General features: G+C 40.8%; 8 protein-coding genes. All 8 read right to left on the reverse strand.

The window, feature by feature from the left end; genetic code table 11:
• Window positions 1-22: 22 nt before the first annotated feature.
• A complete protein-coding gene (locus G5B30_RS16875; RefSeq protein WP_206367173.1) occupies window positions 23-2,260 on the reverse strand; it encodes an alpha-galactosidase in 2,238 nt (745 codons plus the stop codon).
• A 109-nt stretch (window positions 2,261-2,369) separates the two neighbouring features.
• Window positions 2,370-4,154, reverse strand: coding sequence for a LamG domain-containing protein (locus G5B30_RS16880; protein WP_165321185.1), 1,785 nt, complete (start codon window positions 4,152-4,154; stop codon window positions 2,370-2,372).
• Window positions 4,155-4,236: 82 nt separating this feature from the next.
• Entirely contained in the window at window positions 4,237-6,570 is a 2,334-nt protein-coding gene (locus G5B30_RS16885; protein WP_165321186.1) for a LamG domain-containing protein, read from the reverse strand.
• Window positions 6,571-6,783: 213 nt separating this feature from the next.
• Window positions 6,784-8,262: a RagB/SusD family nutrient uptake outer membrane protein gene (locus G5B30_RS16890; protein ID WP_165321187.1), complete on the reverse strand. Its 1,479-nt coding sequence runs from the start codon at window positions 8,260-8,262 to the stop codon at window positions 6,784-6,786.
• A gap of 19 nt (window positions 8,263-8,281) precedes the next feature.
• Complete coding sequence (locus tag G5B30_RS16895; protein ID WP_206367174.1) at window positions 8,282-11,728, reverse strand: SusC/RagA family TonB-linked outer membrane protein; 3,447 nt, start codon at window positions 11,726-11,728, stop codon at window positions 8,282-8,284.
• A gap of 250 nt (window positions 11,729-11,978) precedes the next feature.
• Window positions 11,979-13,142: a FecR family protein gene (locus G5B30_RS16900; RefSeq protein ID WP_165321188.1), complete on the reverse strand. Its 1,164-nt coding sequence runs from the start codon at window positions 13,140-13,142 to the stop codon at window positions 11,979-11,981.
• A 280-nt stretch (window positions 13,143-13,422) separates the two neighbouring features.
• A complete protein-coding gene (locus tag G5B30_RS16905; RefSeq protein ID WP_165321189.1) occupies window positions 13,423-14,013 on the reverse strand; it encodes an RNA polymerase sigma factor in 591 nt (196 codons plus the stop codon).
• A gap of 333 nt (window positions 14,014-14,346) precedes the next feature.
• Window positions 14,347-15,308, reverse strand: a 962-nt coding sequence (locus G5B30_RS16910; protein WP_317164357.1) for a glycoside hydrolase family 2 TIM barrel-domain containing protein, incomplete at its 5' end; no start/stop codon positions are given.

Below are 15,308 nucleotides of genomic sequence, written 5' to 3' on the forward strand. Positions count from 1 at the left end.
CACTTCATTAAAATCTCAAAATTTATCTCACTACTTCTAAAATATAAACCCAACTACTAAAGGGGTTATTCTTTGCAGGAAATTTCAACCCTATATTCATTAAATACCGCCCATCGAATTCACCAACGACCGTATTGTCGTCTAAATTTTTGATGGTATATCGTTGGCCGGCCTCTAATCCTTTTAGTCTTACTTTCAATTCACTTTTTCTTTCTCTGTTATTTGGGAGGAAATGAGAGGTGTCGAAAAAGAATACTACTGCTGATTTTTGGTTTTGATTCACGTATTGATAAGATATTTTACTGTTTTCCTTTACAGCGGTCAATGCATAATAATCACCATATTGTACAACAGGCCTTATTCTTTTGTAAATCTCGATCTTCTTTATTGCTATTGTCTTGTCACCTTCCGACCATTTTGCAATATTAGCCCCGATACCCAATACTCCACCAGAAGACACATCAAAACGAAAATCAAGGGAAACAGGTTGATGCCTTGTCATGCTCGTTACCCACGACACCATCGTATTGGCAGGTAACATCTGTGCATAGCCGTGTTGAATAAACAAGCGGTCTAACGGGTCTGTATTATCACTTACCCAAGCCTGATCCATTCTGGATAACATCCCTAAGTCAACCCTGCCACCACCACTAGCACAGGTTTCAAAGATAACCTCCGGAAATCTGGAACGCAACGTCTCCACCAAGCGATAGACATTCTGTGTATGTCTGATGCGAGCCTCCCTTTCCAATCCCGTAGGGGCATTCAACCAGCCTGGTTCAGACAGATAACTATTCTGATCCCATTTGATAAAATCAATGGCATTTTCAGACAATAGCTTACTCAACGAATTCAATAAATGTTCATAGACGTCTTCATTAGCTATATTAAGCAATTTACGATACCGACCTTTTTCTCTTTCTCTGAATTGAAATGTATAATGTGGATTTTTTACAAACACATCTGCATTGTCACTCACGCTCTCCGGTTCTACCCACAAGCCAAACTTCATCCCCAACTTATGCACATGATCAATGACAGGTTTTAATCCATTCGGAAATTTATTCTTATCAATCTCATAATTGCCCAAACCACTGTCAGACGCTGTCCGATTTTTAAACCAACCATCATCCACCACAAATAACTCCACACCTATCTCGCTCGCTACATTAGCTAATTCAATCTGCTGTTTTTCGTTAATGTCATAATAGCTATTCTCCCATCCATTGTACAACACTGGTCTAAGCTCATGTCTATGTTTTTCGGGAAGCACATATGTCCTCACATATCTATGTTGATTGATGGTAGCTTGATCTGTCCCATAGGGACTGTACCCAAACGAAATTTTTGGTGAAATAAACGTTTCTCCTGGCATTAACATCCAGTCGGTGTCCCAAAAATTAATACCACCAACAATCTGAAGAGTACTATTGAATTTTTTGTCGAATCTAAACACCCAGTTACCACTATAATGCACCGACCCAAACCAAGCTGACCCCGTTTCTTTGGTTGTTTGGTCAGTTTTGATCAAGAACCATGGCGCATGAAAATTAGATTTGAATGCTTTCGATTCAATCACCTTCACTCCTGTAGACAACGGCACCTGTTCTTCTTGAAACTCATTCATTTCATGCCCGGAAAGTTGTGTCAATATATAATCATCGTGTGGGAGAACAATACTACCAGAAAGTACATTTTCAAGCCGTACATTATCTTTTTTATTTTTACTTGTGTTCTTTATCGTAATCCATTTTTCGATGATATCCAAATCATCAAAAACCTTGTAATTGGACGTTACTTCGACAGGATAAAACTTATCTCGAAGTACGATTTTAAGTGTAGAAACACCATTTTCCACATCTATTTCATCCGAAACATAAACCATATCCAAATCCCGTACACCATTCGCAAACATGGCCTCCAGTACGGGTTCTTTAAAAGGAAAATCTCCTCTTACTGGGATTTCATCAATATTCCGGACCCAATTCGAAGGCTTCTGGACATTGTTAAACCAAAAATCTTCTTTTTTTAAATCTGATTCAGCAATTTTAGTCCCATAATACACAGGTCTGACGCGTTTATCAGCGGTTAATATCAACCGATAGGTAGAATGCTGTGTTTGAATCACCCATCCTTGTGGAGCAACTGTTTTTATAATATCTTGCGTATAAGCTTGTGTCCCTAAAATCAAAAACACAAATAAATATAAAGGCGCATGGATATAACACCGCTTCAGTAACTGTAATTTTCTAATTTTCAAAATGTTTTCGTTTTATGTTTCTTTCACGTAAATACTGCGATAAAATATCTTTAAGCAAATAGTTAACAGGCCCAAGAGCCTGTCAACGTTATATTCTCATAAAGACGTACTAATCTGCCACCAAATCCGCTACCGGTATTTTAGATGAGTATATGGAAGATACCCCCTCATGTGAAGAATAATACACGACCCATAGATATCCATCGTGAATGACCATACCCGGATAGCTACAATCACCCGAACTCTGCAATATGATTTCCTTCTGTTTGTTACCGGCCAAATCCGTAATAAATACAGCCATCTGTGGGTTTTGGTTATCTTCATCAAAGCGTCTTGTACCTATACAAAAAGTTTGGTCATCCAACATGAGCACATTCTGCCCTTCCAATCTATAATCTAACTCCGAATAAATCCAGCTCGTATACGGAGCAGCACTACTTGCCAAATAAGCCTTAGAAGTCTCTAACGTATTCCCGGGTCCATTACGTCGTATAAAAGCATACATTTTGTCATTACTGTCAAAGGCCAACGCCGTTTCAGACGGATTACCCAGTAAAGTTCTATCCAACAATTTGTGTGTACGAAAACTTTGGCCCGCATCTGTGGACTTGAAAAGAGCCAATTTTGAACCAATATAATCTACCCCATAACATACCCCATCATTCCACGCTGGGCTCCATATCCAAAAATTGTCATTACTCAACCCGTTGTCGGTAGGATAATGCACATCGCTTTCTGCTACCTCTGAAAAATTTGCACCATTAGCGTCCGAGTAGGATACATAAGGCCGGCGGCTAACAATAGTATTGCCATTATAAAACTCCCCATCCATCAGTATCATAATGCGATTGTCAGGAGTAATAGTCAATTTAGGATCCCTTAAGTCGGTTGATTGCGGTCCAGAATCATCCAGCGTAAAATTCCGTAGTTTTCCCGGGTGGCTATTTTTAATATCCGGAACAACAATATCAGATCCAACCTGCTCTTTCTGACTAAAGTCATATGCAGCTATCAGGTTTGGTGTACTCGCAGTGACTGCCGCATTCATATCAGCCCCCATTTCGCCTGCAGACAACGCCTTATTCCAAAAGCGTAAAGTTTTAATTGCTCCTTTTGTATACCCACCCGCTGGACCGGTACCTTTATTCGAAGTTTTGGCAAAAACAGCTATTTTGTTGCCATAATCATTTGCCTGCCCATTTACCAAAGTCTGTGGATGAAATGTAGCGGTAGTCGTATAACCAACTTCGACCCCATTTTGATAAATTCTGATCCGCTTACCTGTCCCATCAAAGGTAAACCCAATATGATTCCATTCTCCAGGTACAAGAGCATCCTGTTGCGCTTGTTCAGTCCGTAAATAAGGGTTTGCTGCATCGACCTTTATTCTATTCTCCTGCAAAGCAAAATCAAACCCATTACCCCCACTACGGTTAGACACAAACTGAGTGAACGCACCTCTACTCGTATTTTCCTGCATAATCCACCCTGATACCGAAAAACTACCAGTAGCATCATAGTCAAAATCGGTATGATGATCTATCATCATAGCTTGGTTTACACCATTAAAAGCTAAATAGTCCGGAGGAATAACAACGGGGGGGACCAGTTCCAGAAGCTGTACTGTCTGCCAATCCTCCCCATCTGTAGATTTCATTATGCGGACTTTCCCTCCAGCCCCTCCATGCGCTGGCCCTTCCCTAAATGCAACATAAAAAGCATTATTGAAGCGAACCAGACTGGGAAATGCAGCGTGTTGTGAACTCCCATGGATACGTGTAGGCGCATACTCAACTTCATTGGTATAAGTTGCATCCGGAACGTCATATCTGTCACAACCCATGACAAATAGAAATAAACAAATTGCGCTGAATATATATTTTAGCTTTTTCATGAAATATATTATTAATGAATAATTGTCTTTTTGTTTTTTATCAACACTGTCTTGATGAAAACATCTGAAGATATCCGCGTATTTAATCTATAGTAAAGTTTAACAATTTACCGGGGTGTTGACCTTTTATATCCGGCACAATGATATCTGTTCCTACTTGTTGTCTTACGGTAAAATCATATCCGGCTACTAGATTCGGTGTAGCGGCACTAACTGTCGCACTCATATCAGCTTCCATTTCAGTAGCAGATAAGGTTTTATTCCAGAAACGTAAAGTTTTGATTTTTCCTTTCGTATAACTGCCGGATGGACCTGTCCCCTTATTTGAAGTCTTAGCAAAAATGGCAATCTTATTTCCATAAGTATTTGCTTGCGTGCTTAACAGAGTAGTAGGATGAAATGATGTAGTGGTGGTATTATAGGCGCTCTCTACTCCATCTACATAGATTCTAACCCGTTTACCCTGTCCATCAAAAGTAAATCCTATATGATGCCAATCGCCCGGCATAAGAACATCTTGTATAGCTTGTTCTGTACGCAAATAAGGATTAGCTATGTCAACTTTTATTCTGTTTTCCTGTAATGCAAAATCAAATCCATCGCCTCCATTACGACTAGACACAAACTGCGAGAATGTACTTTTAATGGCATTTTCCTGAAGTATCCAACCAGATATGGAAAAATTGTCGGTAGCGGTATAGTCAAAATCGGTATGATGATCAATCATCATAGACTGGTTTACACCATTAAAGGCCAAATAGTCCACCAAATTACTAACAGGTATCTTAGAAGAATATATAGAAGATACTCCTTCATGAGAAGAGTAGTATACTATCCACAGATATCCATCATGAATAACCATTCCTGCATAACCGCAATCCCCCGAGCTCGGTAAGATAATCTCCTTTTTTTTCGTACCATTCAGATCGGTAACAAGAATCCCCATTTGAGGATTACTGTTGCTTTCATCAAACCTTCTGGTAGCAATACAAAAATTATGGTCATCCAACATCAATACGTTCGGGCCTTCCAAGCGGTAATCTAATTCTGAATACATCCAGCTCGTATAAGGGGGTGTGCTGGTTGCCAGATATCCCTTAGAAGTAGCTAATGCATTTCCAGCTCCATTCCGCCTTATGAAAAGATGCATTTTATTATTCTTATCAAAAACCAAATCTGTTTCCGAAGGATTTCCAAGCAATACCCTATCTAAAATTTTATGTGTACGGAAAGCCCGCCCGGTATCAATAGAGTTGAAAAGTACAAATTTTCCTCCTACATAATCCACTCCATACAACGAGTTATTACTCCATCGGGCATTCCATATCCAAAAATTGCCGTTACTAAGGCCGCTATCCGTTGGGTAATGTACATCACTCCGAACTACCTCAGAGAAATTCGAACCATTTGCATCTGAATAGGATACATAAGGTCTTCTATTAATGATGATGCCGTCATTATACATTTCCCCATCCATAAGCACCATGATACGGTTATCAGGTGTAATGGACAACTTGGGGTCTCTTAAGTCTGAAGGTGCGGGCCCAGGTACGGGTACCAGATTATTTGTCGAAAAATTTTTGAGTACTCCTGGATGGTTGCCTTTGATATCTGGAACAATGGTATTTGACCCCTGTTGTTGTTTTTTACCAAAGTCATAAGCAGCAATCAAATTAGGTGTAGCTGCTGTCACCTTAGAAGTCTGATCTGCGGCCATTTCCCCATGAGTTAAAGCTTTATTCCAAAAACGCAAAGTAGAAATTTTACCTGTTGTAAATCCGCTAGTAGGAAGCCCACTGGGATCTATTACCGTATTATCAGCTTTTGCAAAAACGGTTATTTTGTTTCCGTAAGTGTTTGCCTGAGTCGTCACAGCAGTTTGAGGATGATAACTTGTATTTGTTGATAAAGCTACCGCAACACCATTCAAATACAACTTAACCTGTTTAGTAGAGCCATTATATACATATCCCACATGGTGCCATGTATTCGATGTTAAGTCTCCGGTAAGTTGCTCTGTTCGTAAATACGGAATACCCATATCACTTATTATTTTATTTACTTGCTGTGCAAAATCATACCCATTGGCTCCTTGTCGAGTCGAAACAATCTGTGTATAACTCGTGTTTGCTGTATATATCCATCCCGATACAGAAAAGCTTTGACTATTGGTAAAAGTGAAATCTGCATGGGGCTCTATAGTCATATACTGATTCGTACCATTAAATGCTAAACCAGTAGATGGAGGTGTTTCGGCAGGGGTGAGTTCTAACACTTGAACTGTTTCCCAATTATCGCCATCTATTGACTTAAGTATTCGAATCACCCCATTTGCCCCACCATGTGCTGGGCCTTCTCTAAATGCAACATAAAAAGCATTTTTAAACCTAATTAAATCAGGAAATGCGGAATGCAAAGAACTGGTCCAAATACATGTAGAGGTATAACTATCTTCACCGTATGTGCTATATGATATATTTTTTAAACTAGCTAAACTATAATCATTATCATCATTTACGATAGATAATACATCATATCTATTACATCCAATGTTTAGAAATACTAGTATTAGTACTAAATATATATTATATCCTACTTTCTTCATGATAGTACTCTTTTCTGAAAAAAACTATTGTGTATAACCCGGTGTTTGATCCACTAACACCTCTCTTGACCGGACTTCGGAAGATAACGGCCACAACAACAGATATGACTCACTCTGGCGTCCCTGCAACGCAGGCACCAATGTAAACGCTTTTTGAAAACGCAAAAGATCCCACCACCGCTTACCTTCCAGTGCAAACTCAAATAGGCGCTCTTTCAATATCGCATTATCGTTGGCCGTCTTGCTACCATTGACGAATATATGACTCGAATAATTTGTGCCGTAAGCCCTTCTCCGTATTTCTTCCATCTCTGTCGAGGGATCCTGTTCCAAAGCATTCTTGGCTTCAGCTTTCATCAGGAGTACATCGGCATAACGATAGATAATCCAATCATTCAAAAAACGACGTAAACCCAGATCTACTGTTCCGTTGAATTTCAGACCATAGTTGGTATAGTACTGAGTTCCGTCAGCACTTTGTACATCAATATAAGTGGCTGCTTTACGAACATCATCATTGGTAAACTGATCCCTTACCAATTTTCGGATACGCCATACATTTCCATTACCAGGTTTGGGTGTGCCAACGATATCCTTCTGTGTTTGGGGAACATAGCTTGGTAAATCTCCAGCATTCGCCAAATACATATTGTGCGCAAACTCCATCTCCCCTGATTCATTCAAAGCATAGTTTATAGCCATAATGACTTCCTTATTGCCTTTATTTGCATACTTGAATACATCGGCGTAGTTAATCAGCGCTACGTCTGCCGTCTGTACAGCTTCTAACGCGGTCAATGCTGTAAGGAAATCATCATCACCTCCACCTTCGAGTTTACCTGTCCACAGATACACATCTGCTTTCAGGGTATTCAAAGCAGGCTTAGACCATTTTGCACGGCCCGAGGAGAAATTATTGTTTGGAAATAGTTGTAAAGCCTTATCTATATCCGATTTGATGAGCTCAAAAATTTTATCTTTGGCCGTACGGGGAACTTGTATAGTAGCCGGATCATACGATTCCAGCGGTTCTGTACGCAAGGGCACCCCTCCAAATAGCCGCACCAAGGTAAAATAGGCATAAGCACGCATAGTATAGGCCTGGCCCAAAGCGTTATTTCGATCATCCTCTTGGGTATAACTTATGTTGGGTGCATATTTCAATACGAGATTGCATATATCGATCAAGGCATACATATTGCTCCACTGGGGCCCCGGAGAAACTTGTGAGATATATTGGTTGTAATATCTGTCATAACCCAGTGTTCCCGCCACACTACCTTCCATCATCTCGCTACGAGCCTCTCCCCAAATGAAGAGATTCAGATTCGATTCATTTCTGAGTTTAGCATACATTCCATTTACCGCCCCCTCGACATCTTCAGGGGTCTTCCAGAAAGATCCTTTGGTGATTGAGCTCTCCGGCGATAAATCCAAATGCTTCTCACACCCCAGTATCAAGAATGAAAGTAATGCTATACCTATTTTTAATGTTGTTTTCATAATATTCCTTTTTTAGCGACTAAAACGATGCTTGGATTCCCATTGTGAATGTTCTCGGATTAGGGTATCTACCATCATCCCTTCCCCCATCTTCCGGGTTTAGTCCCGAATAGTTGGTAAAGTAATGCAGATTATATCCCGTGACATTCAAGCGCAGATTGGTCATCTTTATTTTTTGCGTAAGTCTTGAAGGTAATGTGTAGACCAAGGAGAGCTCACGAAGAGCCAAGAAATCACCTTTTTCATAAAACATGTCCGAACCCTCGCTTAGATTTGCCTGTTGATCCTGATACATATATCTCGGCATATCCGTAATATCCCCCTGTTTTTTCCATGACCGGGCATAATATTCTTTTAATGGCATCGCGTCTCCCTGCATCTGTCCATTTAAGAAATGATTGGTGTAACTAAATATAGTGTGTCCTAACGTAAAATCCGTCCTTACATTCATGGACAGGTTCTTATACGAAAGCGTATTGCTAAAGCCACCTGTTATAGTTGGATATTGATTTCCGACGAGATATTTATCTCGCTCATCAATAAACCCATTCTTATCCAGATCCCCCCATTTGGAATCCCCGCCATAGCTGCGCTTGTCATTTATCCGCATAAAGGTATTGACAGGCGCCATAGTGGCTTCCTGATCCGTAGCATACACCCCCATAAAATGCAGTGCAAACATATCACCTATCCTTCCTCCTTCCTGTAACCCGCCAGCCCAGACATAGCCGTTCAACGATGGATCAAAGATGTAAATCCCCCCTTGGCGGTTTCTTTCCACACCATTGAATGGCAATCTCTCAATACGGGTCTTTACCCTAGAGAAATTGAATGTTGTGTTCCACTGAAACAAGCTTTTGCGCTTCAGCCAGCTCATATCAAGTCCAAATTCTACTCCTCGGTTTCTCAAACTCCCGTTGTTGGTCAGTATCGAACTATAACCTGATGAAGTCGGTAAGGTCACATTGGTCAATAAATCGGATGTTAATCGATCATAATAGTCAAAAACAAGATTTATCCGTTTTTGAAATAATCCGAGGTCAAAACCCATATCAAAAGTCCGTGATTTTTCCCATGCCAAATTTTCATTAGGTATTTCCGAAGGTTGGATGGCAGACTCACCATTATATATTGCATTTACAGCATAGATTCCCTGTGCCTGAAAATCCCCCAATCCTTGTATATTTCCATTCTCTCCATAACTGGCCCGTAATTTTAACTGCATCAGATCAGCAGATACCAGCTGTTGCCAGAAACCTTCACGGTGTAAATTCCATCCCAATGATACTCCCGGAAAAAATCCCGTTCTTGTCTTAGCGCCCAAGTTTGACGCTCCATCATATCTGAAATTGAAAGAGAATAAATATTTGCCATTATAGTCATAGTTCAGCCTAGAAAACAGTCCCTCTGTCACGAAACGGCTCTCCGAACCATCAACACTTCTAGGTTCTGCGGCTGCATTCAGGGTTGGAATATGATCTGTGGCCGCTCCTCTACCTCCTGCAAAAACTGCCCAATAATTTTTATCATAATATTCATACCCCACTTTTGTTTCCAAATTATGGAAGCCAATGTTCTTCGAATATGTCAATACAGATCCGACCTGCCAATATCTATTCGAGATACTATTTTGCGTTGCTGCCCGAGTAGCATCTATTGTCGTTATTCCCGACAAAAATTTAGGTTGGAAATAGTTAAAGTGTTCTGTTGTTTCATAAAGTGATGCCTGAGGTTCTAATGTCAATCCACGAACGATCTCCCATTGTGCACTCAGTGCTTTAGTGGATTTTGTCGTTATCGTCTTTCTTCTCGGAGCATAAGGTCCTACTTGGTAATACAATGGATTGCCCAAAGAAGAATTCAATCCTGGCGCTATAGTCCCGTCTTCAAACGTAAACTTAGTTGTAGACGGCAACGCCGCACTACGCGTAAACGTATTGTAATAGTTCGTTTGCGCATGACTATTGACGTGGGTATATAACGTCCGACCACTGATCTTTAAGTTTGGTGTAACCTGTAATGAGCCATTAATATTATAACTCAACCTTTTATAGTCAGAGGCAAGTGCCGTACCCTCTCCGTCCAAATAGCCTAAAGAGGCGGAATAAGTCGCCTTAGATGAGCCTCCCAATGCAGAGACATGGTAGTTTTGTGAATTAGCCACCTGCCTTCTCAATTTCTGAAAATCGGTTTCTTTAAAAATAATAGTTTTAGAGGGATCATAAGGATCCTGAACAGACTGCCAGCCTTCATCCAACTTATGTGCATTAGCCGCAGATAGATATTGTGTCGTATAGGCCGTGTTATTCGTTAAATCATTTCCTGTACCATACCCGGTGGCCTGGCCTAATCTGTCCAATAAAGAAGTGTTTTTAACCCCTGCCCACATCAAGCTCTGTCTAGCTCCCACAATATAATCTGCAGCACTTACATGTTGCATATCTATCGCTTCATCTGCCACCGAATAATCATGTGAAAAGCTGATACGCGTAGCTCCTTCGTTTCCAGTTTTAGTCGTAACCAGCACTACCCCATTAGAAGCCCTTGCACCATAGATTGCCGTAGCAGCAGCATCTTTCAACACCTGCATAGAGGCGATATCATCTGCCGGGACATCATTCATATCAGGTCTTATCACCCCATCAATAATATATAATGGTACAGATCCATTGGGGTTATTGATAGATGTGCCCCCCCTTAGTATAATACGCGGTGCAGATCCGGGTTGTCCATTGGTACTTTGTACCATCAGCCCTGGAATACCCCCTTGCAAAGCCGATGCGGCATTCGTGTAGGGAACATTCTCCAATACCTTCTGATCCAGCGTTGAAATAGCAGTCGTAATCTTATCCCGGGACTGCGTACCATAACCGATCGAAACAACAACTTCTTCCATCTCTGCCATAGCAATCCGTAAGGTTACCTCTTGATTCAACACCCCATTCAGGGGCTTTTCTTGCCGTGCAAAACCGACCATAGTATATACCAGAATAGCATTAGGATTGTCTACACTAAACGTGAACACACCGTCTTTATCCGTCAAAACAACTTTGTCCGTACCCTTAACACTGACCGTAACCGACTGCAATGGATTTCCTTTTTCACCCACTACTCTTCCATGCACAACATATTGCTGGATTTCTCTACGCGCTATATCAGTTACTTCATGAGTAGCACGTTTCGGTGTAACTACAATAAATTTACCTTCCAGACTCCAGTCTATATCTTTTCCTCTCAACATCTCGTTCATCGCAGCGTGCAAGGATAATCTCTGAAAATCAGTACTTATTCGCATGTTGGCCAGGTCTTTACCGTGAAAGAAGTAAGCATAGCCGCTTTGCTCCTTAACCTTTTGCATGACACTTGCCAATGTCATGTCTTTTGCGTGAATACTGATGTATTGCGCCTTTACTTCTGCCATGAGCTGAAAAGAACCGAACAGAAAAGACAAAAACAACAACTTCATGGTTATCAAAAATTTAAATAGAAAGGAATTATTTCCTTTCATAAAATAGGATATTTTCATACTTTAGATTAGTTTAAAGTCCACGTAGTGGAACTGAGAATACTTTTTAATGTTTAGCCGGCAAGTGTGACCGCACTCGCCGGCTTTTCTAATTTAGAAAACGATGTTTTTTGTTCATTTAGTTTTTCATCATAAGCAATCTTTGTTAACGTTTATATTAGGATTGAATTAGCAATTGCATTGCAAGGAGTTACATGCTGACAATTAGTTTCCGTCTCTTTCCATCTACCTTTAGCTTAGAATATATACCGCTCTTTTCCAACACCTTAAGCACATCAACAAAAGCACTTTTACGACTAAATTCCCCATAGAAATAGGTCTCCTTGATAGTTCCTTCGTAAACGACATCAAAGTCATACCAACGGCTTAACTGCTGTAAAGCATCTTTGATTTTTGTATCTTGAAAGAGAAACTTATCATTCTTCCAAGCACAAAACAATGCGGTGTCCACCTTACTTTTAGACAATAAATCTCCTGCATACACGCTCTGTTCTCCTGGCTTCAATACGACTGCTTGGTTCGAGGAACTATAGGCATGAATCTTTACACTTCCATGTACTAATGTTGTGCGCGAACTTGATTCGTCAGCATAGTCCATTATATTAAATGCCGTCCCGAGTACTTCAATTCGCTGTGTCGGAGACTGGACGATAAAAGGAACACGCGCTCCGGTACTTTTCACTTTTTTAGATACATCAAAGAAAGCCTCTCCTTCTAATTGGACATAGCGTTCATTCGTATTAAACCTACCGGGATATGTCAAGGTTGATGCAGCATTAAGCCATACCTTCGTGCCATCAGGAAGGACGAGTTCATAGGTACCTCCCTTGGGTGTAGTCAATGTAAAAGATTCAGAAACACGTCCTTCTCCTGGCAGGATAATAGATTTACCATCGTCATAAATAATTCCATCATCATTCATGACAATGCCTTTCCGCTTCTCGTCAAGAGATAACGTTCGCCCATCTGCCAAAATCAAGGTTGCCCGGTTGCCGCCAGGTGTTATCCTATTTTCTTCGACAAGCAAATTTTCTGTATCGTTTTTATAATGACGATTTAGAAAAAGAAAGCTAACGGCGGCGACAACAAGTAAACCAACCGCATAGGGCATCCAGTTATAGATACGGAAAACGTTCTGCTTTATGCTATTATTCGCTTCCCTTATATGGGATTCTATATTTGACCATGCCGCATTTTTAATTCTACTTGCCTGTTGTTGCAAATCGCTCGTAACATTATCTCCTTGTGCTTCTATATGCTGCTTGAGCAACACATTTAGTAACCGGCTACCCTCTTCTGTTTCAAAATAGGCAGAGAGCTCTTCCATCTCGACAGTAGAGATGTCATGTTTCATATATTTCTGAAACAGATATCTGATATGTACTTCTTTGTTATTCATTAGTTTTCTCGATCAAGGTAATTTGACAGCCATTTATAACTAATACAAACCGCATCAAAAAAGTAGCACCTACGATTGCAACAAAAATAGTAACACCCTGAATGTTAGACAAATAATTTGTTTAAGCTAATGTGATTTGGGGATAGGTATTCTGTGAAAGAAAATTAATGATGGCGCAATGACACGTGGTGTATCACTGTTGAACATATCGAGAATATATTATGATAAATTCTTTCTAGCTCAAACTCATGCTAATCAGAAATATTGCCAATAAAATGCCATATGGCTTTAAAAAAAACCGCAAATGTTTATTGGCCTCCTGAATATGGTGGTTGATGGCAGATTTGCCAATTTGTAGGCGAACCTCTATTTCTTTGTAACTCAATCCTTCCATCTTGTGCAACGTGTACACTTCTCTCTGCCGCACAGTAAGATTATTCAACGCCTGCTGAATTAATTCATGGCACTCTTTTTCACGCAACTGCTGCTCGACATGGTCATAAGATTCAGATTGCACGTTCTGCTTTAATATCAGCTGTTCCTTCAATGCACGTCGATATACATTATAGGACATATTTGTCGCTATCTTGTACAAAAAACTCGAAAATGACAGCTCTGGTTTAATTTCAGCACGCATCTCCCATACTTTTATGAAAACATCCTGCAAAACGTCCTGAGCCAAATCCTCCGACTTTAGAATCTGCACTAATTTTATAGATAATCTTTGGGAATAGGTATTGTAAATTTTTTCAAAAGCGGCCGCATCTCCTTCTTTTATTAAAGCAAAAATTTCCGATTCGTCATATCGTGCCTTTTGAAATCTCATTCCAAGGGTTTATTTAATTCATCACATCAGAAGCATTTCAATGTTTGGTCAACATTTAGATTTATAGCTCTTTGAAATGGGTTTACACAAATATATATGGACTATATCGCCCATACCTATATTATTATTTGCATAAATGATACTATATTTCAAAATAAAATGAGTCTTCTATAATCTTTCACGATATCAAACAATTTCTTTCATTCACAAATAAAAGATTTACGACATTGGTGTTAAACGAAATGTTCTTCAAAGGATGACAAGGGAAATAAATCTGGGCAGATTTAAAGCTGCACTTAAAAAATGTCCAAAATATAGTGATATTGGAGTTTTTCAAAAATCGCCATCATCAGGCTTTTTAGAGAAGATTTTCCTGATCCTTTCCATATCAAACTTAGCCGATCGGTCATAATTATAGATACCATTCTGTTCCTGTTCTACATCTGTCAATTGTGTATAGCAGTACCCCCAGACATGTTCCGACAGTGACAGAAGCTGATCCACCTGACCCTCCAGCCGAAGGTAGAACTCCTCCAACGTACGGGGAGCATCTCCATACCCCCAGGTCTGCGTCTTGGAGTCCAGCTGCTGGAGTTTCTCGTCGCTGACCCATTTGATGCCCCCGAATTCGTCCACGAAATAAGGCTTCTTTCCATCATAGATAGGAAATACATAATTGTTATTGTCTTTGACCTCGTTGAAGCCGATGTTCCTGTGACCGGGATGTGCCCGGTTCGGCGTCTGGAAAAAACTGCCGTCCTTATAGATGATATCCCTAAGCTTTACCGGATCCTGTTCATAATGATGGACCGTCCAGATGTCCGTCAGGATGTGTGCACCGCCGCTCACCCCGTTAACAGGACGCGTCGGGTCAATAAGTTTGGTCAGGTTATAGACATCCGCTGCAAGACGGGGATAGTTTGTCCTGTCAGGCCACCACTGTTCGTTGAACGGAGTCCAGACCACCAGCGAAGGATGGTTGCGGTCCCGCTCCACACATTCCGCCCATTCCGCGATAAAATTACGGGCCGCCTCTATACTATTCGCATCCATCCCCCAGCTCGCACTCTCCCCCCAGGTCAGGTACCCCAGCTTATCCGCCCAGTAGTAGTAACGCTCCTCAAAAACCTTCTGGTGCAGTCTCGCCCCGTTGAAACCCGCCGCCTTTCCCAGCAGGATGTCCCGTTTAAGCGCTTCATCGGACGGGGATGTCCAGATACCGTCCGGATAGAATCCCTGGTCCAGAACCAATCGTTGGTAATAAGGCTCGTTGTTCAGGTATATCCGGTTGCCCG

It is taken from the genome of Sphingobacterium sp. SGG-5 (genome assembly GCF_011043525.1).
GTDB lineage: Bacteria > Bacteroidota > Bacteroidia > Sphingobacteriales > Sphingobacteriaceae > Sphingobacterium.